Raw genomic sequence first — 24,050 nt, 5'->3', positions numbered from 1 at the left:
GGTCCACTGCGCACCTCGTGCGCAGTGGACGCTTACTTTCAGGGGTGTTTCGACTAGTGTCCGATCGTTGGGTCGCCGTGCTCTCCGGTGGGCTTTCGCACGAGCGTGAGGTTTCGCTGCGTTCGGGGCGACGCCTGTCCACCGCGCTGCGCTCGGTCGGGATGACCGTGGGGGAGTGGGACGCCGATTCCCGCCTGGTCGCACGCGTCCAGGACGAGCGGCCGGATGCCGTGGTGATCGCCCTGCACGGTGGCGAAGGTGAGAACGGCGCCGTGCAGTCGGTGCTGGACATGCTCGGCGTGCCGTACGTGGGCACCGACCCGCGCGCGTGCCGCCGCGCCTGGGACAAGCCGACCGCCAAGGCCGAACTCGCCCGCGCCGGGTTGAGCACTCCGGACTGGGTCGTACTTCCGCACGCCACCTTCCGCGAGCTCGGCGCGCAGTCCGTGTTGGACGCGCTGGTCGCGAAGCTGGGTCTGCCGCTGATGCTCAAGCCGGACCAGGGTGGTTCGGCACTCGGCGCGCGGGTCGTCCGCGAGGCATCGGAGCTGCCGTCGGCGATGGTCGGTGCGCTTTCGTACGGGGACACCGTGCTGGTCGAGCAGTTCGTCGAAGGCGTCGAGGTGGCGATCGGCGTCGTGGACACCGCGGACGGACCGGAAGCGCTGCCTGCGGTACGGATCGAGACCACCGACGGGGTCTACGACTACACCGCGCGCTACACCGCCGGACTCGCGAGCTACGAGGCGCCGGCCGATCTGGATCCGGAAGTAGCTGCGCGGGCAGGGGAGTTGGCGGTGTCCGCGCACAAGCTGCTCGGGCTGCGCGACGTCTCCCGCACCGACGCGATCATCGACCGGGATGGCACGGTCCACTTCCTCGAGGTGAACGTCTCGCCCGGGCTGACCGAGACCTCGCTGCTGCCGATGGCCGTCGAGGCCGCGGGGCACTCGCTCGGGAACGTGTTCGCCGATCTGGTCGAGAAGGCGATCAACCGCGCGAGCTGATCGGTTTCACGTGAAACCACGATCGGCGCTCGGCCGAGCTTCACCTCGCCGCCCGGCGAACCCTTCGCCGCGCCGCCTGCTGATCCCGATCGACCGGATCCCCGAAGATCCGGTCGATCCACGTTCCATCAGCAACGGACACTCGGGGAGTCGCGAACCCGGCGAACCTCTGCGCAGAAGCGGACATTCAGCGCGAATTTCCTAACGTCACCGTGACGGAAGACCCGCGAGTCATCCTTCATCGATCTCGCGGGTCTGCGAACCGCCATCGGGCAACAACAGCGCCGCCAGCCGCTCCAAGTCACCGACCGACCCGAACTCGATCACGATCCGGCCCTTCCGCTTGCCCAGATCCACCTTGACCTTCGTGTCGAAGTGATCGGAGAGCTTGTCCGCGAGCCCCTCCAAGCCGGGGGCCTGCAGCTGCTTGCGCGCGGTCGACTTCTGCTTCGCGGGGGACTCGCCCTTCTTCAGCGTGACCGCCTCTTCGGTCGCGCGAACCGACAGGCCCTCCGCGATGATCCGGGACGCCAGCTCCTCCTGACCCTCCGGCTCGTCCAACGTGAGCAACGCCCGCGCGTGTCCCGCGGACAGCACACCGGCCGCGACCCGGCGCTGCACCGGCATGGGGAGCCGCAGCAAGCGGATCGTGTTCGTGATGACCGGGCGGCTCCGGCCGATCCGATCCGCCAGCTCGTCGTGCGTCACGTCGAACTCCTCCAGCAGCTGCTGGTACGCCGACGCTTCCTCCAACGGATTCAGCTGCACCCGGTGGATGTTCTCCAGCAACGCATCGCGCAGCAGCGCGTCGTCCTGGGTCTCCCGGACGATCGCCGGAAGCACTTCGAGGCCGGCTCGCTGCGAAGCCCGCCAGCGGCGTTCGCCCATGATGAGCTCGAACTGCCCGGACTCCACCTGGCGCACGACGATCGGCTGCATCAGGCCGAACTCGCGGATCGAGTGCTGCAGCTCGCTCAGCGCCTCTTCGTCGAAGACCTGGCGTGGCTGCCGCGGGTTCGGCGTGATCGCGGAGGTCGGGATCTCCCGGTAAACCGCACCGGCGACGGACCCGCTCTCGGTTTCACGTGAAACCGGCTCCGGGACGTCCGGCTCGTCGGCGGGGGAGGAGGGTGCACTGAATCCGGCTCCCCGGACGGTTACCCCGTCCGGCGAACCGTCCTCTGCGGGCGGACCGCTCGGGATGAGCGCGGCCAGCCCACGACCCAGTCCACCCTTGCGTTCGGTCATGCCGTCTTCCTCTCCACACCTCGTTCGGCGATCTCCTTCGCCGCATCCAGGTAACTCATCGACCCCCGTGAACCAGGATCGTAGGTCAGCACCGTCCTACCGAATCCGGGCGCCTCCGAGATCTTCACGCTGCGCGGGATGACCGTTCGCAGGGTCAGGTCCCCGAAGTGACCGCGTACCTCGTTGGTCACCTGATCCGCCAGCTTGGTCCGGCCGTCGTACATCGTCAGCACGATCGTCGAGACCCAGAGCGCGGGGTTCAGGTGCGCCTGCACCAGTTCGATGTTGCGGAGCAACTGGCCGAGGCCCTCCAGCGCGTAGTACTCGCACTGGATCGGAATCAGCACCTCGTGGGCTGCCACCATCGCGTTCACCGTGAGCAGGCCCAGCGACGGCGGGCAGTCGATGAGCACGTAGTCCGGTGCCACCTGATCCACCGCATCCGACTTAAGCGCTTCCTTCAGCCTGCCTTCGCGGGCGACCATGGTCACCAACTCGATTTCCGAGCCGGCCAGATCGATCGTCGCCGGGATGCAGTACAGGTTCGGCGACTCGGCGCTCTGCGCCGCCGCGTCCGCAACGCTGATCTCCCCGAGCAGCACCTCGTACACCGAAGGAACACCGGACCGGTGGTCCACGCCCAACGCGGTGCTGGCGTTCCCCTGCGGGTCGAGGTCGATCACGAGGACCTTGAGTCCTTGCAGGGCGAGCGCGGCTGCCAGGTTCACCGTGCTGGTCGTCTTGCCGACACCGCCCTTCTGATTGGCGACCGTCAGGATTCGACGCCGATCCGGCTGCGGAAGCTGCATCGTCTCCGGGTGCAGCACCCGCGTCGCCCGCTCGGCCTCCTCCATGATCGGAGTCCAGCCCACACCGTCCGCGGAGAAGTTGGAGTTCACCGACTGCTCGTTCTCTCCGCCGCCGGCCGGGAAGCGCATACCGCCCACAGCGCGCCCCTTGGTTTCACGTGAAACACGCTCCGCTCCGTTCGACTCCGTCACCGTCCACGATCCTTCCTCGCTCGACGACCACCGTCACGACGCCGACCGGGCGTCTTCTGAGGCCGCGCCTCGCTCACCCGGTCCACGACCACGACGGTCGTCGGCACATCGAGCACTTCGTAACCACACGACACCAATTCACAGCGACCGCCACCGGCCGCACGGATCGCCTCCGCGTCACGGTCCAGTTCTTCCGCCGCAGTGGATCCCTTCAACGCGAGCAACCGACCACCCGGACGCAATAAGGGGAGGCACCACGCCGCGAGCCGAGCCATCGGCGCCACCGCCCGAGCGGTCACGGCATCACAACCGGCGAGGTGCTCCCGCGCCGAAGCTTCCTCCGCGCGCCCGCGGACCACCTCGACGGCGAGGTCCAGTTCCGTGACGACTTCCCGCAACCACGCCACCCGTCGAGCCATCGGTTCCAGCAGAACCAACTCGACGTCGGGACGAGCGATCGCCAGCGGGATCCCCGGCAACCCTGCTCCTGAGCCTACGTCGACAACCCGGGATTCCGGTGTCAGCAACTCCGCGAGTACCGCGGAGTTCAGCAGATGGCGTTCCCAGATTCGGCTCACCTCCCGCGGGCCGATCAGCCCGCGTCGCACTCCCTGCTCGGTGAGCATCGCGGTGAACCGCTCGGCTGTTGGCAGGCGATCACCGAACACCGCTCGCGCGGCTTCCGGAACCGGAGTCGGATCACCTTCTGCTGCGGCCACAGTCTTCCACCCTGTTGTCGTTGTTTCACGTGAAACGGTCCGCAATTCGACGAACCGGTACGGAGTTGTTTCCCGCGAGGCGCGGATCCGCTGCCGCACGCGGAACGTGGCGCGGCCGGAGCAGCCGGCGCGCGGATCTACGTCATCATCTCAGCTCGAAGTCGGTCTTGCTCCCGCACCTCGTTTCACGTGAAACACAAAAGCCCCGCGGCCCATCGGGACCGCGGGGCTGGGAACGCCGGGGGAGGGGAGAGGTCAGCTCGACTTGTAGACGACGACCTTCCGGCTCGGCTCCTCACCTTCGCTCTCGCTGTGCACGCCGTCGACGCTCGCGACCGCATCGTGAATGATCTTCCGCTCGAACGGCGTCATCGGACGGAGCCTGGTTTCCTCGCCGGTCTCCAGCACGGTCTTCGCCGTGTCCTTGCCGAGCGTGCTGAGCTCGTCGCGACGACCGGCCCGCCAGCCGCTGACGTCCAACATCAGCCTGCTGCGGACACCGCTGTTCTGCTGCACGGCCAGCCGGGTCAACTCCTGGAGCGCCTCGAGGACCTGGCCGCGCGAGCCGACCAGCTTCTCCAGATCGCTGCCGCCATCGATGCTCACCACCGCGCGGCCGGCTTCGACATCCAGGTCGATGTCCCCGTCGTAGTCGAGCAGGTCCAGCAGCCGCTCCAAGTAGTCCCCGGCGACGTCGCCCTCCTGGACGAGCAGCGTTTCGGTGTTGCTCCGCTCTTGGCCGGCTTCCAGCGGCTCTTCCGCGGACTGTCCCGCCTCCGTCGGCTCCTGCACGGTTTCAGACACTGGGTCTCCTCTCCAGGGGTTCGCGACGCTCAACGGCTCTCGCCGGACTGCTCGTCGCGGGAACGGTTTTCGATCACCCCGGGGGCGTCACCGGGTTGGTCTGCGGCGGTGGCCGATCGGCCGGTCGCTTCCGCGGCATCGGAGGACACGGATTCCGACTCCACCACGGCCGGCGGGGACGAGTCCGCGGAGCCGTCGCCTGTCGTGCCGTCGGCGACCGCGGCTTCGGCCTCCTCGCGGTCGATCCGGCGGTAGACGATCCGCTGCTGCACCAGCGTCCAGCAGTTGTTCGCCAGCCAGTAGACCAGGATCGCCAGCGGCAGGAACGGCCCGCCGATGATCGCGAACATCGGGAACACCCACAGCACCATGCGATTCATGACCGCCGTCTGCGGGTTGGCCGCGGCGTCGGTCGTCTGGCGCTGCACCGAGTGCCGCGAAGTGAAGTGGGTGGCGATCGCCGCGACGATCATCAGCGGCACACCGATCGCCAGCATCGAGGGCCGGTCGGTACCGAAGTTCGCCAGCACGTCCGCGGGCTGGCCCATCGTGTTCGACAACTTCGCGCCGAACAGGTCGGCTTCCACGAACGAAGTCACGTCGTCCCGGCTGAACACGAAGTTCGACTGAGCGCCGGGGTGGAAGCCGTGCAGCACTTGGAACAACCCGATGAACACCGGGGCCTGCACCAGCACGGGCAGGCAACCGCCGACGGGGTTGAACCCCTTCTCCAGCTGCAGCTTCTGCATCTCCTGGGCGAGCCGCTGCCGGTCGTTGCCGTACTTCTCCTGCAGCTCGCGGATCTGCGGGGTGAACTCCTGCATCTTCTTCATCGACCGCACCTGGTGCAGGAACGGCTTGAACAGCAACGTGCGCAAGGTGAACACCAGGAACACCACCGACAGCGCCCAGGCATAACCGCTGGCCGGGTCAAGCACGAAACCGAAGATCGAGTGCCAGAACCAGAGGATCGCCGAGACGGGGTAGTTGATGAAGTCGAGCACTACTCCTCCGCGGGGGTTCGGTGGGGGCCGGATCGCCCGGCGTCGACGCGGTCCCGCCGGGGTGGAACGGGGTCGAGGCCACCCGGGTGCCAAGGGCCGCACCGCAACAGCCGGCGCGCGGTGAGCCAACCGCCGCGCAGCGCGCCGTGCACGGTCAGTGCCTCGACCGCGTAGGCGCTGCAACTCGGGTAGAACCGGCAGGTCGGTGGCAGCAAGGGCGAGATGATCTTGCGGTAGGCGTGCACCGGCAACAGCAGCAACCAGGCGGCCGGACTCGGGCGCCGAGTCGATTCACCGGGGTCGAACTCGTCCGGCATCCGGGGCCTCCCCGTCACCTGGGACCTGCCGCCGGACCGCCCGTCCGCGGAGTCCGGAGCTTGCGCAGCGCCGCGTCGAGGTCCGCGCCGAGTTCGCGGCTGGAGGCGGTTGCGGCGGGTGGAAGCGCGCGAACCACCACCAGTGTGCCAGCGGGCAGAACACCCAGGCGGTCGCGCATGAGGTGCCGCAGTCGTCGCGTCACCCGGTGCCGGATCACCGCGTTGCCGACGGCTTTGCTCACGACGAAACCCACACGGGACGGTTCGGGAACGTCCCGCGTGGGTTCAGTGTGCGTGCCGGGCCCGGAGGTCGACGCCGCGTGCGGTGGGCCGGGCTCGTGCTGTTCCCGGCTTCGGTGATCAGCGGAGTCCGGCTGCTCGGCGGCTCCGGACGAAACAGGTCGCCTCGCACCGTCGGCCTGGGCCGCGGAACTCGCGAGCAGCAGATGTACCACCAGCCGGGCGCGCCCGGCACGGCGGCCACGACGGACCACCAGGCGGAACTCCTGGCTCCTGGTCAGCCGGGCGGCCGCGGGAAGCACGGCCCGCGATCAGGCGGTCAGACGGCTGCGACCCCGGCGCCGGCGCGCGGAAACGATCGCGCGGCCCGCGCGCGTACGCATGCGCAGCCGGAACCCGTGCTTGCGGGAACGTCGACGGTTGTTCGGCTGGAAGGTGCGCTTGCCCTTGCTCACGGTGGATCTCCCCGTTACTTCAGGCCCGTTGTTGACAGGCTCGTGCTCGGCCCCGATGGCTCGGTCAAGATGTCCCCGCCCGCCGTGGCGGTCGCCATGTCGGCCGCACCCCTGCCGCGGCGAGAGGAGTCTGCGCGCGGCGATCGGTTCAGCCGCACGCCGCGCTCGGTTCCCTGCGCGAAAATCAAGCGCGGCGACATACCCGCTCGTGCAGCGGGGGACTGCACGAGACTACGCGGTCGGACGCGCCCATCGGTCACCGGGGGTATCCACCGGCGTCAGGCCGCGGGGAGCCCGCCTTGTGAGGCGTTCATGACCTTGTTACGTTGTCCCTCCTGCGACGCGCGCCCCCGGTGTGGGAGCCGAGGGTCAGTGCTGGCGACCTGGACCGCAGGCACCGGTGGGGCCCCGGGGGGAAGACCTAAGTCCCCTGCCGTACCTTCGTGCACAGTTGTGGACAACTCTGTGGACACGTGCCCCGGGCGCCCCGCGGAGCCGGTTCACCATCACCCCGCGCTGGCGAAGCCGCCCTGGCCCAGGTGTGGGAGTCACGGCGCGGGAAACGTGCCTGCGAGGGGAGGGGAGCGCTGCGGTGTCCGACCATCAATCCGAGCTTGGTCGGGTCTGGGACGAAGTGGTGCACGAGCTGTCGTCGGGCACGCTCTCGCCGCAACAACGCGCCTGGATGCGGGTGACCCGGCCGATCGGCCTGCTGGACGGCACGGCGCTATTGGCGGCTCCCAGTGACTTCGCCAAGGAAGCGATCGAGCGGGCGCTGCGCGATCCGATCACGGACGCGTTGTCGCGCAGGCTCGGCCGCGAGGTATCGCTCGCGGTGAAGGTGGACACCGCCGTTCCGGCACCCACCCGACCGCTGGCCGCGCCGGAGGCGCGCCAGGAGGCACCTGCCCGCAGCGGTCCGGAAGAGGCCGCCGAGCAGTCCGGCGGTTACGGGATCACCTTCGACAATTCGGCTTATGCCGCCACCGCCTCGGCGGGGCATTACTCCGCGGCGCCTCCGCGCCCGGAGACGTTCAGCTCCGCGCAGACCGGGACGATCAGCGGATCTCTCCCGGAGACGCAGGCGAACGGTGCTCGCACGCAGCACTACTCCGAATCTTCTTACTCCGAGGCTTCTTACCCGGGCACCGACGAGGAACCGGAGCCCGAGCAGCACTCGCCCAAGCAGCAGTGGCCGGCTGCCGCGGACTCCGCGACCGAACCGGAGCCGAGCGGCGAAGACGACACCGACCACGAAGGGCCGGACGAGCAGTCCGATTCGGAGATCTGGCCGACCTTCGGCCGCGGCCAGCACAACGACCAGCCGCAGCAGCAAGGCCAGCCGTTCACCGCGCCGAAGAACGGCCCGCCGACCTCGCAGACGCGGTTGAACGGGAAGTACACCTTCGACACGTTCGTGATCGGGGCGTCGAACCGGTTCGCCCACGCCGCGGCCGTGGCCGCCGCGGAGGCGCCGGCCCGCGCGTACAACCCGCTGTTCATCTGGGGCGAGTCCGGGCTGGGCAAGACGCACCTGCTGCACGCGGTGGGGCACTACACGCAGCGGCTGTTCCCGGGGATGCGGGTGCGCTACGTGTCCACCGAGGAGTTCACCAACGACTTCATCAACTCGCTGCGCGACGACCGGCAGGTCGCGTTCCAGCGCCGCTACCGCGACGTGGACGTGCTGCTGGTCGACGACATCCAGTTCCTGGAGGGCAAGGAAGGAACTCAGGAGGAGTTCTTCCACACCTTCAACACGCTGCACAACTCGAACAAGCAGATCGTGGTCTCCTCCGACCGGCCGCCGAAGGGGTTGCGCACGCTGGAGGACCGGCTGCGGACGCGGTTCGAGTGGGGGTTGATCACCGACATCCAGCCGCCGGAGCTGGAGACCCGGATCGCGATCTTGCGCAAGAAGGCCGCGCAGGACCGGATGGCCGCGCCCGCCGAGGTGCTGGAGTTCATCGCGGCCCGCATCGAGCGCAACATCCGCGAGCTGGAGGGTGCGCTGATCCGGGTCACCGCGTTCGCCTCGTTGAACCGGCAGCCGGTCGACGTGCAACTCGCCGAGATCGTGCTGCGGGATCTGATCCCGGACCAGCAGACCCCGGAGATCACCGCACCGACGATCATGGGCGTTACCGCGGAGTTCTTCGGCGTGACGATCGACGACCTGTGCGGGCCGGGCAAGACGAAGGCGCTGGCGCAGGCACGGCAGATCGCGATGTACCTGTGCCGGGAGCTCACCGACTCCTCGCTGCCGAAGATCGGGCAGAGCTTCGGCGGCCGGGACCACACGACGGTGATGCACGCGGACAAGAAGATCCGCAAGGAGATGGCGGAGCGGCGCCGGGTCTACGACCAGGTTCAGGAGCTGACTTCGCGGATCAAGCAGCAGTCGCGCGGTTAGCGCCTGGCTGAGGTTTTCGGCGTGCGGGCCGGGTCGGCGTTCTCGGCCCGGCCCGCGCTCATGCAAGGCATCTGACCTGCATTGAAGCGCTCTCCACATGGACCTGGGGAACTCTGAGGACTAGTACGAAATAGTATTAGTGAGTTTTTCTCGTTCAGCGTTGACCAGCCGTTTGTGTTCGGTCGGCGAGCTGGTGAGCTCCGCTGGTGGTTGAGCACGGGCGTCCGCCCGGCAAGTTTTCTGTTGGGCCCCGCAGGTGCAGGCTCCCCGCCCGGTCAGAAACTTCTCGCGCCGCGTCCCGGCGCCGTGCGGCCCGGCGGCTGCGGTGAGTCGCGCGGAGTGCGTCCCCAGCCGAGCCGTCACGAATCTTTCTGGTCGGCCACCTGGCTCCGAGCTCGGCGCCGCACAGAAACATCCGGCGCCGCAGCGACGGGTGGCAGGACGTCTCCAGCGGCGCCATCCACCGCGGCCCATCACGGAACGGCCCTGCACGGATGCGCGTCGCGCACGGATGGTCGCGGTGGACCGGAACTTTTCTGTGGATCCGGGGTGACGTCAGCCGCACCGCTCAACAAAAAGTCCCGCCGTGGCGCGCTGTTGTCCACATCTTCCACATCCCCAGGGCTGAGCTGGAGTTCTCCCCAATCCACCCACAGCTTGTGCACAACCTTCCACCGGTTACCCACAGGCCGGGAGCGGGTTGGCCACAAGAAGCACACAGATTCGCCCACAACCCGATCGGTGGAGACGGAAATCGGGCCGCCTTTCCGCAAGGGCTGGGTACAACTACGGGGACAACTGTGGATGGCGGTGTGGACTACGAGCGGCTGCTGTGGACAACCTCCGGGGAGGCCGAAGTTGTCCACGACCCGTTCAGCCCATCCACCGATCACTCCCAGTGCTCCTCCACAGTTGGGGAAGCACTCTGACCAGCCAGGAAGGCGGTTGTCCCCACAACCCACAACCCTTACTACTACGGCTGTCTTTTTCTTTCTCTTGAAATGAAGAACAAAAGAAGAGAAGGGGCGGTGGACAAGTGGACAACTCGCGGCCGCCGCGGGTTCGCAGCCGCTTCACCGAGCCCGGACCCGGATGCAGCGATCGCGATGAACGCTCTACGGTGGAACTCCCGCGAAGGCCGCCCAGCCGGACTCCGTGCTCGCGGCGGTCTCGTGGGGGACGAGTCGCGATGCGCCCCGGCTCAGCACGCAACCGGCGGCAACGCACCTCGGGTGGCCCGCAGAACCGGGCGGCGCGGCGCGACCGGTACTCCCGGACAACCGCGAGCCCGAACCAGCAACCTCCGAGCTGGCCGCACCAGCAGCGATCTCCCGGCAGCCGGCCTCGGCCGAAACCGAAAGGACATCGATGAAGATCCGCGTGGAACGTGACGGCCTAGCCGACGCCGTCGCCTGGGTCGCGCGCAGCCTGCCTTCGCGGCCTCCGGTACCCGTGCTGGGCGGAGTGCTGCTGGATGCGAGCTCCGGCGAGGCGCTGACCATCTCCGGTTTCGACTACGAGGTTTCCGCCCAGGTCACCACCGAGGCGTCCATCGACTCCACCGGCAAGACCCTGGTCTCCGGGCGGTTGCTGGCCGACATCACCAAGTCGCTGCCGAACCGGCCGGTGGAGATCACCGTCGACGGTCCGCGGGTCACGATCACCTGCGGCAGCTCCAAGTTCAGCCTGCCGACCATGCCGGTCGAGGACTACCCGGAACTGCCCGCGATGCCGCAGCGCGCAGGCGCGGTCCCAGGCGACCTGTTCGCCGAAGCGGTCGCCCAAGTCGCGGTGGCAGCGGGCAAGGACGACACGCTGCCGATGCTCACCGGCGTCCGGATGGAGATCAACGCCGATCAGCTGACGATCGTGGCCACCGACCGGTTCCGGCTGGCCATGCGGGAGTTCACCTGGGAGCCGGACGAGTCGATCGAGGACACCTCGGTGCTGGTGCCCGCGCGCACGCTCGCCGAGTCGGCGAAGACGATCGGCGGGGCAGGCAGCAAGGTCGAGATCTCGCTGGCCTCCGGCGATGGTCTGCTGGGGCTGACCGGCACGACGCGGCGCAACACCACGCGCCTGCTGGACGCGGAATTCCCGAAGTACCGCCAGCTGCTGCCTTCCGAGACCGCGGCCACCGCCATCGTCAACGTGGCCCCGCTGGTCGAGGCGATCAAGCGCGTGTCCCTGGTCGCCGAGCGCGGCACGCAGGTGCGGCTGGAGATCTCCGACTCGGGGCTGCGGCTGACCGCGGGCGGCGACGACGAGGGCAGCGCCGAGGAAGAACTCCCGGTGGAGCTGTCCGGCGAGTCGCTGACGATCGCCTTCAACCCGGCCTACCTGCAGGACGGCCTCGGTGCGTTGAAGACCGACCGCGCGCAGATGCTGTTCACCACATCCAACCGGCCCGCGTTGCTCAAACCGGTCGGGGAAGATGGTGAAGTGGTTCCGGGCTACCTCTACCTGCTGATGCCGGTGCGCTTGCCGGGCTGAGGCCGCCTCGGCGGCCCGCCCGGTGACGAGCGGGCCGGAAGATCACAGCGATGCCGGGCCGCGGAAATCGGGCGAGTCCGGGCGAAGGTTCGTCTCGAAGGGAATAACCGTTGCAACTGGGACTTGTCGGTCTCGGCCGAATGGGTTTCAACATGCGCGAGCGGCTGCGGACCGCCGGGCACGAGGTGGTCGGCTACGACCGCAACCAAGACGTCAGCGACGTTCCCTCGCTCGCCGAGCTGGCAGGCAAGCTGACCGGCCCGCGGATCGTGTGGATCATGGTGCCGCACGGTGAGCCGACCAGGCAGACCATCGAGGAGCTCGCAGGCGTGCTCGCCGCGGGCGACCTGATCATCGAGGGCGGGAACTCCCGGTTCACCGACGACCAGGACAACGCCGCGCTGCTGGCCGAACACGGCATCAAGTACGTCGACGTCGGCGTGTCCGGCGGGGTGTGGGGCGCGAAGAACGGTTACGGGCTGATGGCCGGCGGCGACACCGCGGACATCGAGCGGGCGCTGCCGATCTTCGACGCGCTGCGCCCGGAAGGCCCGCGCGAGGAAGGCTTCGCGCACGCGGGCCCGGTCGGTGCCGGGCACTACGCGAAGATGGTGCACAACGGCATCGAGTACGGGTTGATGCAGGCGTACGCCGAGGGCTTCGAGCTGCTGGCCGCTTCCGAGGTGGTCACCGACGTGCCCGCGACGGTCAAGGCGTGGAGCCGGGGCACCGTGGTGCGGTCCTGGCTGCTGGACCTGCTGGTGCGCGCGCTGGAGGAAGACCCGGACCTGGAGCGGCTGCGCGGCTACGTCTCGGACTCCGGCGAGGGGCGTTGGACCGTCGAGGAGTCGGTGCGCAATTCCGTGCCGGCCCCGGTGATGACGGCCGCGCTCTACGCCAGGTTCGCTTCCCGGCAGGATGACTCGCCCGCGATGAAGGCCGTCGCCGCGCTGCGCAACCAGTTCGGCGGGCACGCCGTGGAGACGAACGAGGGCTGAGCTCCTCGCTGCCGGACCCTCCGCGTCCGGTCGATTTGTCGACACGGCGACATGTCGGTGCGGCGATCCGAGGCGGTCTCCGCACCTGCCCGGCGCGTCCCCGCGCACCGCGCGACTCCGAACCCGACTCCCCTCGGGAGCGTTTTGTACGTCCGCCATCTCCAAGTGACCGATTTCCGCTCCTGGCAGCACGCGGACCTGGCCTTCGAGCCGGGGGCCTCGGTGCTGATCGGCGCGAACGGCCAGGGCAAGACGAACCTGGTCGAGGCGCTGGGCTACGTCGCCACGCTCGGTTCGCACCGCGTGCCGAACGACGCACCGCTGGTCCGCGACGGTGCGCAGCGCGCGTTCGTGCGCGCGGCCGTCGTCAACGGTGGCCGCGAGCTGCTGGTCGAGCTGGAGATCACGCCCGGCAAGGCGAACCGGGCGCGGATCAACCGAGGCGCGCCCGGCAAACCCCGCGACGTGCTGGGTGTGCTGCGCACCGTCTTGTTCGCGCCCGAGGATCTCGCGGTGGTCCGCGGGGATCCGGGGGAGCGGCGCCGGTTCCTGGATGACCTGCTGGTGTCCCGGGCACCCCGCTATGCCGGGGTGCGCTCGGACTACGAGCGGGTGTTGCGCCAGCGCAGCGCGCTGCTGAAGTCGGCGGGCGCGGCGCGCAAGGGCGGTCCCGCCGCGGATTTGCGGACCCTGGAGGTCTGGGACGGGCACCTGGCGCGGCACGGTGCGGACCTGCTGGCCGGGCGGCTGGACCTGGTCGCCGACCTCGCACCGCACGTGACCAGCGCTTACGCCAGCGTCGCGGCGACCGGTGGGGACAGCGCGCCCGCGGGCCGGGTCGCCGACGTGCGGTATCGCAGCAGCCTCGGCGACTCGTTGCCGGAGGGCTTCGGGGTGCCGATGGGGCGGCGCGCGGATCCCGCGGAGCTGGAGCAGGTGCTGCTCGCCGAGTTGGAGCAGGTGCGCGGTCAGGAGCTGGAGCGCGGGGTTTCCCTGATCGGGCCGCACCGGGACGACCTCGAGCTGGTGCTGGGCGAGCTGCCCGCGAAGGGTTACGCGAGCCACGGTGAATCGTGGTCGTTCGTGCTGGCGTTGCGGCTGGCCTCGTACCACCTGCTCGCCGAGGATGGCGCGGAACCGGTCTTGATCCTCGACGACGTGTTCGCGGAGCTGGACCGCAGGCGGCGGTCCCGGCTGGCGGAGCTGGTCGCCGGTGCCGAGCAGGTGCTGGTGACCGCCGCGGTGCCGGAAGACGTGCCGGAGGAACTAGCGGGCACCCGCTTCGAGGTCCGCGATGGGGAGGTCAGCCGTGTCGGATGAACGGTCCGGGCACGCTCCGCAAGGATCGACACGCACTGTGCAGGACTCGTCTCCACAGTTACCCACAACTGGGGATAACGCTGTGGATGGTGTGGAGAACTCGGTGACATCGGGCGAGCACAGCGCGTCCGCGGCCGGTTCCGACGGAGCCGAGCTGCACGGATCCGACCTCGCGCGAGCCGCGCTGCAGGCGGCCAAGGAGCAGTCCCAGGGCAACCGCCGCCGGCCCAAGCGGGGCAAGTCTCCGGCCGGTCGGCGCAGGCGCCGCGGCTGGTCCGGTCCGGGCGCCGACGATCGCGATCCGCAGCCGCTGGGCAGGCTGGCCTCCAGGCTGGCCACCGACCACGGCTGGACCGACCGGCTCTCCGGCGGTCAGGTCTTCGCCCGCTGGACCAGCCTGGTCGGCGGGGACATCGCCGAGCACACCAAACCGGTCGCGCTGAGCAATGCGGAGCTGACCGTGCAGGCCGAGTCGACCGCCTGGGCCACTCAGCTGCGCCTGCTGCAGCGCCAGATCATCAAGCGGATCGCAGATGGCGTGGGCGACGGCGTGGTCCGGCGGATCAAGGTGCAGGGCCCGGCCGCGCCGAGCTGGCGGCACGGTCCGCGGCACGTCCCGGGCCGCGGACCCCGGGACACCTACGGCTGAGCCGACGCTCGCGCGAGTCCGCGCAGGAAGCTCGCGGACCCGCTCGCGGGTCTCGGATGGTGTCCTGATCCGAGTTATCGGCTCTGTGAGGAATTCAGGGGTGTCCTTGCCGCACTTCTGTCCGGGACGACCAGTAGACTGGAGCGGTGGGCGTGGCATCCGCGAGTCGCCGCGTTCCCGGCATCGCGCACCCAGCCGCCGTCGAACCGCCGGTCAAGGTCGTGCGCCGGAACGCCACCCGCAGCCGTGCCCACTTCGGTCGGCGCCCGTGCGCGGCCGCCGCTGGCGGCCTCCGGGCTGCCCGATCACCCGACACACAGCCGGTTCGAGGAGACACCGAGGCCCGTGGCAGCGAAGAAGAACGAATACAGCGCGTCGTCCATCACCGTTCTTGAGGGCCTGGAGGCCGTCCGCAAGCGGCCCGGCATGTACATCGGTTCCACCGGTGAACGCGGCCTGCACCACTTGGTGCAGGAGGTCGTGGACAACTCGGTCGACGAGGCGATGGCGGGCTACGCCAGCAAGGTCGAGGTGACGCTGCTGGCCGACGGCGGCGTCCGTGTCACCGACGACGGCCGCGGCATCCCGGTGGACATGCACCCGGTGGAGAAGAAGCCGACGCTCGAGGTCGTGCTGACCGTGCTGCACGCGGGCGGCAAGTTCGGCGGCGACTCCTACGCGGTCTCCGGTGGTCTGCACGGCGTCGGCGTGTCCGTGGTGAACGCGCTGTCCACCGCGCTGGAGGCGGAGGTCTGCCGCGACGGGCACGTCTGGCGGCAGCGCTACGAGGACTCCAAGCCCGTCACCGAGATCCAGCAGGGCGAGGTCACCAAGAAGACCGGCACCACGATCACGTTCTGGGCCGACGGGAACGTCTTCGAGACCACCCGGTTCAACGCGGAGACCATCTCCCGGCGGCTGCAGGAGATGGCGTTCCTGAACAAGGGCCTGACCATCGTGCTGCGCGACGAGCGCGCCGCCGAAGAGGACGAGGCCGGGCAGGACGCCGACGGCAGCTCGGCGCGCGCGCAGGAGCGGACCTTCCACTACCCGGGCGGTCTGGAGGACTTCGTCAAGCACATCAACGCGACGAAGGACCCCATCCACAAGAAGGCCATCGCGTTCAACGCCGCGGGCAACGGCCTCGAGGTGGAGATCGCGATGCAGTGGAACTCCGGGTTCAACCAGTCCGTTTACACCTTCGCGAACACGATCAACACGCACGAGGGCGGCACCCACGAGGAAGGCTTCCGCGCGGCGCTGACCAGGGTGGTCAACGCCTACGCGAAGGAGAAGAAGCTGCTCAAGGACAAGGACGGCAGCCTCACCGGCGACGACGTCCGCGAGGGCCTGGCGGCGATCGTGTCGGTGAAGGTCGGCGAGCCGCAGTTCGAGGGGCAGACCAAGACCAAGCTGGGCAACACCGAGGTCAAGTCGTTCGTGCAGACTGCCGCGTTCGAGTGGCTCAACGACTGGTTCGACCGCAACCCGGCGGACGCCAAGACGATCATCAACAAGGCGGTCGGTTCGGCGCAGGCCCGGATGGCGGCCCGGCGCGCCAAGGAGCTGGTGCGCCGCAAGAGCGCGATGGACATCGGCGGGCTGCCGGGCAAGCTGAAGGACTGCCAGTCGAACGTTCCGGACGAGTGCGAGCTCTACGTCGTGGAGGGCGACTCGGCGGGCGGTTCGGCCAAGGACGGCCGGGAGTCGCGGTTCCAGGCGATCCTGCCGATCCGCGGCAAGATCATCAACGTGGAGAAGGCGCGGATCGACAAGGTCCTCAAGAACAACGAGGTCCAGTCCATCATCACCGCGCTGGGCACCGGCATCCACGACGAGTTCGACCTGTCCAAGCTGCGCTACCACAAGATCGTGCTGATGGCCGACGCCGACGTGGACGGCCAGCACATCCGGACGCTGCTGCTGACGCTGCTGTTCCGGTTCATGCGCCCGCTGATCGAGAACGGGCACGTGTACCTGGCCCGCCCGCCGCTCTACAAGATCAAGTGGCCGCGCGCGGAGCCGGAGTACGCCTATTCCGACCGGGAGCGCGACGGCCTGCTGGAGGCGGGTGCGGCGGCCGGTCGCCGGCTGCCGAAGGACGACGGGATCCAGCGCTACAAGGGTCTCGGCGAGATGAACCCGCAGGAGCTGTGGGAGACCACGATGGACCCGTCGAGCAGGCTGCTGATGCAGGTCTCGCTGGACGACGCCGCCACCGCCGACGAACTGTTCAGCGTGCTCATGGGCGAGGACGTGGAGGCGCGCCGCTCGTACATCACGCGCAACGCCAGGGACGCCGGTCTGCTCGACGTGTGACCCGACGTCCGGGTGGCGACCAGCCGGGTCGCCGCGCCCGCGGCACCTGCGCCGACGGTGCGCGGGACACCTGGCCCGCGCCGCGGCGCCGCCGGAACACGCTGACCTTGCCTGAAAGGAATCTCTACTCGTGACGGAAATCCTGCCGCCGGAACACGGCCGGGTCGAACCGGTCGACATCCAGCAGGAGATGCAGAACTCCTACATCAACTACGCGATGAGCGTGATCGTCGCCCGGGCGCTGCCCGACGTGCGCGACGGCCTCAAGCCGGTGCACCGGCGCGTGCTCTACGCGATGTACGACTCCGGGTTCCGCCCGGACCGGGGTTACGTCAAGTGCTCCCGCGTCGTCGGCGAGGTGATGGGTAACTACCACCCGCACGGCGACTCGGCGATCTACGACGCGCTGGTGCGGCTCGCGCAGCCGTGGGCGATGCGGCACCCGCTCATCGACGGCCAGGGCAACTTCGGCTCGCCCGGCAACGACCCGGCGGCGGCGATGCGCTACACCGAGGCGCGGCTGGACCCGTTGGCGATGCACATGCTCGCCGACATCGAAGAGGACACCGTCGACTTCTCGGACAACTACGACGGGCGCACCCAGGAACCCGACGTGTTGCCGGCGCGCATCCCGAACCTGCTGGTCAACGGCGGGAACGGGATCGCGGTCGGGATGGCGACCAACATCCCGCCGCACAACCTGCGGGAAGTCGCCGACGGCGTGGTGTACCTGCTGGACAACCCCGAGGTCGACGACGAGACGCTGCTCGAAGAGCTGATCAAGCTGATCAAGGGCCCGGACTTCCCGACCCGCGGGCTCATCATGGGCACCAACGCGATCGCCGATGCCTACCGCACCGGGCGCGGGTCCATCCGGATGCGGTCGGTGGTCTCGGTGGAGGAGGACGCCAAGGGGCGGACCTCGCTGGTCGTCACGGAGTTGCCGTACCAGGTCAACCCGGACAACCTGATCGAGAGCATCGCGACGATGCACCGGGACGGCAAGATCTCCGGCGTCTCCGACATCGCCGACGAGTCCAACAGCCGGCGCGGGATGCGCATCGTCATCACCTTGAAGCGGGACGCGATCCCGAAGGTGGTGCTCAACAACCTCTACAAGCACACCCAGCTGCAGACGACCTTCGGCGTGAACATGCTCGCGCTGGTCGAAGGCGTGCCCCGCACGCTGCGGCTGGACCAGGTGATCCGCTACTACGTCAAGCACCAGCTCGAGGTCATCGTCCGGCGCACCCGGTACCGGCTACGCAAGGCCGAAGAACGGGCCCACGTGCTGCGCGGGCTGGTCAAGGCGCTGGACGCGCTGGACGAGGTGATCGCGCTGATCCGCCGCTCGCCGACGGTGGACGAGGCGCGCACCGGCCTGATCGGGCTGCTGGACGTGGACGACGTGCAGGCCAACGCGATCCTGGAGATGCAGCTGCGGCGGCTGTCCGCGCTGGAACGGCAGAAGATCGTCGACCAGCTCGCCGAGCTGGAACGCGAGATCGAGGACTACAAGGACATCCTCGACCGGCCGGAGCGGCAGCGCGCGATCGTGCGCGACGAGCTGATGGCGATCGTCGACAAGCACGGCGACGACCGCCGCACCAAGATCGTGCCCTACGAGGGCGAGGTCTCCATGGAAGACCTCATCGCCGACGAGGACGTCGTCGTCACGATCACCCGCACCGGCTACGCGAAGCGCACCCGCACCGACCTGTACCGGGCGCAGAAGCGCGGCGGCAAGGGCGTGCAGGGCGCGCAGCTCAAGCAGGACGACATCGTGTCGCACTTCTTCGTGTGCTCCACGCACGACTGGATCCTGTTCTTCACCAACAAGGGGCGGGTGTACCGGGCGAAGGCGTACGACCTGCCGGAGGCCAACCGCACCGCGCGCGGGCAGCACGTGGCGAACCTGCTGGCCTTCCAACCGGACGAGCACATCGCCCAGGTCATGCAGATCAAGGACTACACCGCCGCGCCGTACCTGGTGCTGGCCACCAAGAACGGGCTGGTCAAGAAGTCGAAGCTGACCGACTTCGACTCGAACCGCTCGGGCGGCCTCATCGGGGTGAACTTGAAGGACGAGGACGAGCTGGTCGGGGCGGTGCTGTGCTCCACCGACGACGACCTGCTGCTGGTCTCCGCGGAGGGCCAGTCGATCCGGTTCCACGCCACCGACGAGGCGCTGCGCCCGATGGGCCGGGCCACCTCCGGCGTGCTGGGCATGCGGTTCAACCGCGGCGACGAGCTGCTCGCCATGGGTGTCGTGCGCGCCGGGCGGTACGTCCTGGTGGCCACCGACGGCGGCTACGCCAAGCGGACGCCGATCGACGACTACCCGGTCCAGGGGCGCGGCGGCAAGGGAGTGCTGACCATTCAGCACGACGACAAACGTGGGAGGCTTGTCGCGGCGCTCATCGCCGACCTGGACGATGAGCTGTACGCGATCACCTCCACCGGCGGTGTCATCCGGACGACCGCCAAGGAGGTTCGCAAAGCGGGCAGGCAGACGAAGGGGGTGCGTCTGATGAACCTGGGCGACGGGACCTCGGTCGTGGCCATCGCGCGAAACGCCGACGAGGCCGCCGACCCGGACGCCGCCGGGCCTGGCCCCGAGCCGACGAAGTAGCGACACGCCGACCACGATCATGAAGGATCTCTCGTGACCACTTCCGACAAGCCGGAGCGTCCGGAGGGGCATTCGGAGCAGCCGGACGCCGAGCGCAACAGCAGCCAGAACTCCCCGCACACCTCGGTCATGACCGGTGAGGACGGTGCCGGGTCCGGTGCCGCGGACTCGGCGGCCACCGGCGGCGACGGGGAGACCTTCGACGGCACCGACGTCCCGCCGCCGTGGCAACGCGCATCGGCGACCGGCGATGGTGCGGACGGCACCGGCTCCGATTCGGCCGCCACCCAGGCGAAATTCGGCGACGAGCAGGAAACCGTGCGCACCGAGATTCCCGGGCAGGGCTTCGACGGTTCCGGGCGCACTTCGGTGTCGTTCGGCGCCTCCGCGCGAGCCGGTGCGCAGGCGAGCGCCAGCGCGCGCAGGCCGAGCAGGGGACCGCGCCGGGCCAGCCTGCAGATCAAGCGGCTCGACCCGTGGTCGGTGTTGAAGCTGGCGCTGGTGCTCAGCGTCGCCATGTTCTTCGTGTGGATGATCGCGGTCGCCGTGCTCTACGGGGTGCTCGACGGCATGGGCGTGTGGGACTCGCTGAACGGCACGTTCACCGAGCTCACCCAGCCGGAGAACGCGGCAGCCGAACTGATCAGCGCGGGCCGGGTGTTCGGCGTCGCCTCGATCATCGGGGCGATCAACATCGTGCTGTTCACCGCGCTGGCGACGGTCAGCGCGTTCATCTACAACGTGGCCGCCGACTTCGCGGGTGGCGTCGAGGTCACGCTGTCCGAGCGGGAGTGACCGGCCGGGGGTGGCGGCCCGCGGTCGCCACCCCCGCCGAACCGCCGGGACCCCCCGCTACGAAGGCCGCCCGGCGTCCTGTAATCTTTGAAGCACACCAAGGGCCTATAGCTCAGACGGTTAGAGCGCTTCGCTGATAACGAAGAGGTCGGAGGTTCAAGTCCTCCTAGGCCCACTTTCCTTGAGGAATCTCCCTCGCCCGCGGTCGCGGGCCGTGCGCTAGGAGGCGACCGGAAATGAAGAAGCTGCTCGCACTCGCCGTCGTTGCTGGTGCCGTGCTGTTCGTCGTCCGCCGCAACCGCGCCGCCAAGGCCGAGGCCGACCTCTGGCGCGAGGCCACCGCCGGCGAGGTGTGAGCCGCTCGCGGCGCACCGGCACGTAAGGAACCAACCGGCGACCACGTCGAGCGCTCGCCCGCGCGGTGAGCCCGCCGTGGTCGCTGTTCATTGCGGACGGGCCTTCGCTAACATCGGAAAGCCGCCGGACGTGCGTGGCCAGGTGCGACCGGCACCACCGGGGACGTAGCTCAATTGGCAGAGCACCGCCTTTGCAAGGCGGGGGTTAGGGGTTCGATTCCCCTCGTCTCCACTCGATCGGGGGCGTGTCTGCTCGGCGGGCACGCCTTCGGGTTTTTTCGATCTTCGTCGTGTTTGTGCGGGGGGCCGAGCCCCCGCGCCCCCGGCCGGAGGGCTGCGCCCCCGGACCCCCATCCCCGGCCTTGTTGGTGGGTTGCGTTGGGTTGGCCTGTGTCGGTCTCGGTCGGAATTTGCCGCTTTGGCCGGATTCGCTGGGGCGGTCGGATGACCGGGCGGGTGGGATGGATCGGCCGGACCGTCGGGGGCGGGCGGATCGGGTGGAAGTTGGCTGGGGATCTGGATTCGTGAGTTCGGCTTTGCGGGCCTGCGGTGTGAGTCCGGCGGGTTCGTCAGGTGGTGTCGACTTGCTGTTCTGGGGTTTTCGATGAGTGGAATGGTGGGGATGGTCCGGGGGCTGCTGGGGGGCACGATGCTTCGGCAACGGACGCGGTGATCAATCGGGCCGCGCGAACCCGACGGGGGTAGCGATGCCGAACCAGCGCAGCGCCGAAAGATCCGGGTACGCCCGTTGGGTCGTGCCGCTGTGCTGGAGCGCGGTGCTGCTCGAGGGGTTCGACGTCGTCGTGCTCGGCAGTGTGCTGCCGGTCCTGCTCGACCAAGGGCAATGGGGACTCACGCACGCCTCCGGCTCGCTGGTCTCCACCGCCGGGCTGATCGGCATGACCATCGGCTCGCTCGCGATCGGCACGATCACCGACATCATCGGGCGGCGCAAAGCGCTGCTGCTCGCGGTGATCGGCTTCTCGGTGTTCACCGCGCTGTGCGCCGCGGCCCCATCGGTGCTGATCTTCGGGCTGCTGCGGTTCCTCGCCGGCCTCGGGCTCGGCGGCTGCGTGCCCACCGCCATCGCGCTGGTCACCGAAAACGCCCGCGCCGGACGCGGCAGCGGCGCCGCCACCACGCTGATGACCGGCTACCACGTCGGCGCAGTGCTCACCGCCTTGCTCGGCATCGGGGTGCTGCCGCTACTCGGATGGCGGTGGATGTTCCTGATCGGCGCGGCACCCGCGCTGGTGCTGGTGCCGCTGATGTTCCGATACCTGCCGGAATCGTTGCCGTCGGACCACGGCGGCGGAATGCGCGGTGGACTGGCCAACGTCGCCTCGCTGCTGCGAGGAGCCTTCGCGCGCGACACGATCGCCTTCTGGGTCGCCTCGTTCATGGGGCTGCTGCTGGTCTACGGGCTCAACACCTGGTTGCCGGAGATCATGCGCGCCGCCGGCTACCCGCTAGGAGCTTCGCTGGGACTGCTGCTGACGCTCAACGCCGGCGCCATCGCCGGGCTCGTCATCGCAGGCCGGATCGCCGACCGGGCGGGAATCCGGCCGGTCACCATCGGCTGGTTCGCGGCGGGCGCGGTGTTCCTCGCCGCGCTGAGCATCAAACTTCCCGGAGCAGGCGTGTACCTGGCGGTGTTCATCGCGGGCTGTTTCGTGTTCAGCGCCCAAGTGCTGGTTTACGCCTACATCGGACGGGCCTACGAGGTCTCCACCCGAGCGACCGCCCTGGGCTGGGCGGCAGGAGTCGGCCGGATCGGCGCGATCTGCGGTCCGTTGCTCGGCGGCGGACTGCTCACCGCAGGCATCGCTTACCCGTGGGGCTTCTACGCGTTCGCCGCGGTGGGGGCGCTGGGCGCGATAGGGATCGCGGCGGTGCGCCGGACCACCGCCGAACCCGTGGCGGGTTGAACGAACCGGTGCGGCTGCGCCGCCGAACGTGCACGAGGCGGGCGCCCGTGCGGGCACCCGCCTCGTACCGAGCATCAGCGGTCCTGGTCGGAGCCCAGCGCGTCGGACCGTCCGCCGAGCTGGCCGTCCCGCACCGGGCCGCTGCCGTTGCGGGACAGCCCGTCCTCGTGCGTCGGGAAGTCCTCGGCATCGGCCACCGGCAGCTCCTCCGGACGGCGCGACAACGCCACCACGGCGATCCCGGCCAGGCCCGCCAGCGCCAGCAGCACCCACGGCCACTTCCGCCGCGACTTCGGCGCGGGCTCGATCCGGGCGGCGAGCTCCTTGCGCGCCACCTCGGTGTTCTTGGCCAGCCGCTTGCGCGTCTTGGCGGTCTTCTTCTCCCAGTCCTTGCGGGCCTTCTCCCACTGCTTGCGGGCCTTGCGGCCGCGATCGGCCAGATCGTCCCTGGAAAGACCGGTGGCCTTCTGGGTCAGCAGCTCGGGCAGCTGCTCCGCGGACAGCCCGTGCTCGGCGAGTTCCTGCTCGGCCCTGGCAATGGCCTGCTTGCTCGCGGCCCGGCCGGCCTTGCCCGCGCGCACCGCGCCTTCGCGAGCGCTCCGCACCCCCGTGCCGACCGCTCTGCCCACGTTCTCACCAGTTCGGGCCATCGCCTCCACCTCGTCCATCGTGTGCCTCCTTGGCCGGCGTTCGCCGGTCGCCTTGCCGCGCCGGAGCCGCTCCGGCACGTGACGATCACCCCCAATACTGCACCCAGCCACGTGGTTCGCGCTTTCCGATGGCAGGATGGGCGTGTGGCTGAAGACAACGGATCGCTCGTCGGGAAGACCGTGACCGCGACCCTGCACACTTCGCAGGGCGACATCCGCGTCGACCTCTTCCCGAACCAGGCGCCGAAAACGGTGGGCAACTTCGTGGGGCTCGCCGAGGGGACCAAGGAATACAGCAACCCGAACGCGCGCGGGGAGCGTTCCGGGCCGTTCTTCGACGGCGTGATCTTCCACCGGGTCATCGACGGTTTCATGATCCAGACCGGCGACCCGACCGGAACCGGGCGCGGTGGTCCCGGCTACGACTTCGAGGACGAGTTCCACCCGGAGCTGCAGTTCGACCGGCCGTACATGCTGGGCATGGCCAACCCGGGCCGCCCGAACTCGAACGGCTCGCAGTTCTTCATCACGGTGGCGCGCACGCCGCACCTGAACTACAAGCACACGATCTTCGGCGAAGTGGCCGACCAGGAGTCCCGCGAGGTCGTGGACGCCATCGCGCACACCGCCACCGGCCCGCAGGACCGTCCGATGAGCGACATCGTGATCGAGAAGGTCACCGTGGAGCGCGGCGAGTCCTGA

The 24,050-nt window shown here is 69.1% G+C and carries 20 protein-coding genes, 2 tRNA genes and 1 pseudogene; 14 read left to right on the top strand and 9 right to left on the bottom strand.

Annotation, left to right across the window (positions count from 1 at the left end):
* Nucleotides 1-56: 56 nt before the first annotated feature.
* Nucleotides 57-1,007 (top strand): D-alanine--D-alanine ligase, encoded by a 951-nt coding sequence (locus V1457_RS07705; RefSeq protein ID WP_200068028.1) that lies wholly within the window; start codon nucleotides 57-59, stop codon nucleotides 1,005-1,007.
* A gap of 231 nt (nucleotides 1,008-1,238) precedes the next feature.
* On the opposite strand, the gene V1457_RS07700 is transcribed toward V1457_RS07705, so the two are convergent.
* The 8 genes from V1457_RS07700 to rpmH form a co-directional block, all read right to left on the bottom strand.
* The gene (locus V1457_RS07700; RefSeq protein ID WP_295148262.1) at nucleotides 1,239-2,255 is read right to left on the bottom strand and encodes a ParB/RepB/Spo0J family partition protein; all 1,017 of its coding nucleotides are present in this window, start codon (nucleotides 2,253-2,255) and stop codon (nucleotides 1,239-1,241) included.
* A complete protein-coding gene (locus V1457_RS07695) occupies nucleotides 2,252-3,109 on the bottom strand; it encodes a ParA family protein (RefSeq protein ID WP_295148279.1) in 858 nt (285 codons plus the stop codon). The genes V1457_RS07700 and V1457_RS07695 overlap by 4 nt, the downstream gene beginning before the upstream one ends.
* 143 nt (nucleotides 3,110-3,252) lie before the next feature.
* The gene (rsmG, locus tag V1457_RS07690) at nucleotides 3,253-3,975 is read right to left on the bottom strand and encodes a 16S rRNA (guanine(527)-N(7))-methyltransferase RsmG (RefSeq protein WP_200068636.1); all 723 of its coding nucleotides are present in this window, start codon (nucleotides 3,973-3,975) and stop codon (nucleotides 3,253-3,255) included.
* A 255-nt stretch (nucleotides 3,976-4,230) separates the two neighbouring features.
* The gene (locus tag V1457_RS07685) at nucleotides 4,231-4,779 is read right to left on the bottom strand and encodes a R3H domain-containing nucleic acid-binding protein (RefSeq protein WP_200068030.1); all 549 of its coding nucleotides are present in this window, start codon (nucleotides 4,777-4,779) and stop codon (nucleotides 4,231-4,233) included.
* A gap of 29 nt (nucleotides 4,780-4,808) precedes the next feature.
* Nucleotides 4,809-5,783, bottom strand: a complete 975-nt coding sequence (gene yidC / locus V1457_RS07680; protein WP_200068031.1) for a membrane protein insertase YidC — start codon at nucleotides 5,781-5,783, stop codon at nucleotides 4,809-4,811.
* Nucleotides 5,783-6,100: a membrane protein insertion efficiency factor YidD gene (yidD, locus tag V1457_RS07675; protein ID WP_200068032.1), complete on the bottom strand. Its 318-nt coding sequence runs from the start codon at nucleotides 6,098-6,100 to the stop codon at nucleotides 5,783-5,785. Before yidD ends, yidC begins: the two co-directional genes overlap by 1 nt.
* A gap of 14 nt (nucleotides 6,101-6,114) precedes the next feature.
* Entirely contained in the window at nucleotides 6,115-6,594 is a 480-nt protein-coding gene (gene rnpA, locus V1457_RS07670; protein ID WP_407074756.1) for a ribonuclease P protein component, read from the bottom strand.
* A 57-nt stretch (nucleotides 6,595-6,651) separates the two neighbouring features.
* Entirely contained in the window at nucleotides 6,652-6,795 is a 144-nt protein-coding gene (gene rpmH / locus V1457_RS07665; protein WP_200068034.1) for a 50S ribosomal protein L34, read from the bottom strand.
* 592 nt (nucleotides 6,796-7,387) lie between these two features.
* On the opposite strand from rpmH, the gene dnaA reads away from it, so the two are divergent.
* The 12 genes and pseudogenes from dnaA to V1457_RS07605 all read left to right on the top strand — a co-directional run bounded on the left by dnaA (nucleotide 7,388) and on the right by V1457_RS07605 (nucleotide 22,698).
* Entirely contained in the window at nucleotides 7,388-9,208 is a 1,821-nt protein-coding gene (dnaA, locus tag V1457_RS07660) for a chromosomal replication initiator protein DnaA (RefSeq protein ID WP_295151225.1), read from the top strand.
* A gap of 1,368 nt (nucleotides 9,209-10,576) precedes the next feature.
* Nucleotides 10,577-11,701, top strand: coding sequence for a DNA polymerase III subunit beta (gene dnaN / locus V1457_RS07655; RefSeq protein ID WP_338601857.1), 1,125 nt, complete (start codon nucleotides 10,577-10,579; stop codon nucleotides 11,699-11,701).
* 110 nt (nucleotides 11,702-11,811) lie between these two features.
* A complete protein-coding gene (gene gnd / locus V1457_RS07650) occupies nucleotides 11,812-12,699 on the top strand; it encodes a phosphogluconate dehydrogenase (NAD(+)-dependent, decarboxylating) (RefSeq protein ID WP_295151229.1) in 888 nt (295 codons plus the stop codon).
* Nucleotides 12,700-12,843: 144 nt separating this feature from the next.
* The gene (gene recF / locus V1457_RS07645) at nucleotides 12,844-14,019 is read left to right on the top strand and encodes a DNA replication/repair protein RecF (RefSeq protein WP_200068038.1); all 1,176 of its coding nucleotides are present in this window, start codon (nucleotides 12,844-12,846) and stop codon (nucleotides 14,017-14,019) included.
* Between the two features lie 103 nt (nucleotides 14,020-14,122).
* Nucleotides 14,123-14,668 carry a DciA family protein gene (locus V1457_RS07640; RefSeq protein ID WP_295151233.1) on the top strand — a complete coding sequence of 182 codons (546 nt, stop codon included), beginning with the start codon at nucleotides 14,123-14,125 and terminating at the stop codon, nucleotides 14,666-14,668.
* Nucleotides 14,669-15,013: 345 nt separating this feature from the next.
* On the top strand, nucleotides 15,014-16,987 hold the full coding sequence (gene gyrB / locus V1457_RS07635; protein ID WP_338601850.1) for a DNA topoisomerase (ATP-hydrolyzing) subunit B: 1,974 nt from the start codon (nucleotides 15,014-15,016) through the stop codon (nucleotides 16,985-16,987).
* Between the two features lie 130 nt (nucleotides 16,988-17,117).
* Complete coding sequence (gyrA, locus tag V1457_RS07630) at nucleotides 17,118-19,619, top strand: DNA gyrase subunit A (RefSeq protein WP_338601847.1); 2,502 nt, start codon at nucleotides 17,118-17,120, stop codon at nucleotides 19,617-19,619.
* A gap of 33 nt (nucleotides 19,620-19,652) precedes the next feature.
* Nucleotides 19,653-20,414, top strand: coding sequence for a DUF3566 domain-containing protein (locus V1457_RS07625; RefSeq protein WP_307849830.1), 762 nt, complete (start codon nucleotides 19,653-19,655; stop codon nucleotides 20,412-20,414).
* A 101-nt stretch (nucleotides 20,415-20,515) separates the two neighbouring features.
* Nucleotides 20,516-20,589 (top strand) — tRNA-Ile (locus V1457_RS07620).
* Between the two features lie 61 nt (nucleotides 20,590-20,650).
* Nucleotides 20,651-20,758: pseudogene (locus tag V1457_RS07615) on the top strand (DLW-39 family protein); the annotation flags it as partial.
* 171 nt (nucleotides 20,759-20,929) lie between these two features.
* A tRNA-Ala gene (locus tag V1457_RS07610) sits at nucleotides 20,930-21,002 on the top strand.
* A 475-nt stretch (nucleotides 21,003-21,477) separates the two neighbouring features.
* Nucleotides 21,478-22,698: an aromatic acid/H+ symport family MFS transporter gene (locus tag V1457_RS07605; RefSeq protein WP_200068042.1), complete on the top strand. Its 1,221-nt coding sequence runs from the start codon at nucleotides 21,478-21,480 to the stop codon at nucleotides 22,696-22,698.
* Nucleotides 22,699-22,772: 74 nt separating this feature from the next.
* On the opposite strand, the gene V1457_RS07600 is transcribed toward V1457_RS07605, so the two are convergent.
* Complete coding sequence (locus V1457_RS07600; RefSeq protein WP_200068043.1) at nucleotides 22,773-23,366, bottom strand: hypothetical protein; 594 nt, start codon at nucleotides 23,364-23,366, stop codon at nucleotides 22,773-22,775.
* Between the two features lie 126 nt (nucleotides 23,367-23,492).
* On the opposite strand from V1457_RS07600, the gene V1457_RS07595 reads away from it, so the two are divergent.
* Nucleotides 23,493-24,050 (top strand): peptidylprolyl isomerase, encoded by a 558-nt coding sequence (locus V1457_RS07595; RefSeq protein WP_200068044.1) that lies wholly within the window; start codon nucleotides 23,493-23,495, stop codon nucleotides 24,048-24,050.

The sequence above is a fragment of the Saccharopolyspora sp. SCSIO 74807 genome (genome assembly GCF_037023755.1).
Lineage (GTDB): Bacteria > Actinomycetota > Actinomycetes > Mycobacteriales > Pseudonocardiaceae > Saccharopolyspora_C > Saccharopolyspora_C galaxeae.
This window is presented reverse-complemented; position numbering and strand designations above follow the sequence as displayed.

What these genes read in the sequence shown, in the direction of transcription:
- yidD (WP_200068032.1), bottom strand. Translation starts at nt 6,100, where the DNA reads ATGCCGGACGAGTTCGACCCCGGTGAATCGACTCGGCGCCCGAGTCCG.
- V1457_RS07605 (WP_200068042.1), top strand. Translation starts at nt 21,478, where the DNA reads ATGCCGAACCAGCGCAGCGCCGAAAGATCCGGGTACGCCCGTTGGGTC.
- V1457_RS07695 (WP_295148279.1), bottom strand. Translation starts at nt 3,109, where the DNA reads ATGGAGGAGGCCGAGCGGGCGACGCGGGTGCTGCACCCGGAGACGATG.
- V1457_RS07700 (WP_295148262.1), bottom strand. Translation starts at nt 2,255, where the DNA reads ATGACCGAACGCAAGGGTGGACTGGGTCGTGGGCTGGCCGCGCTCATC.
- V1457_RS07600 (WP_200068043.1), bottom strand. Translation starts at nt 23,366, where the DNA reads ATGGACGAGGTGGAGGCGATGGCCCGAACTGGTGAGAACGTGGGCAGA.
- dnaN (WP_338601857.1), top strand. Translation starts at nt 10,577, where the DNA reads ATGAAGATCCGCGTGGAACGTGACGGCCTAGCCGACGCCGTCGCCTGG.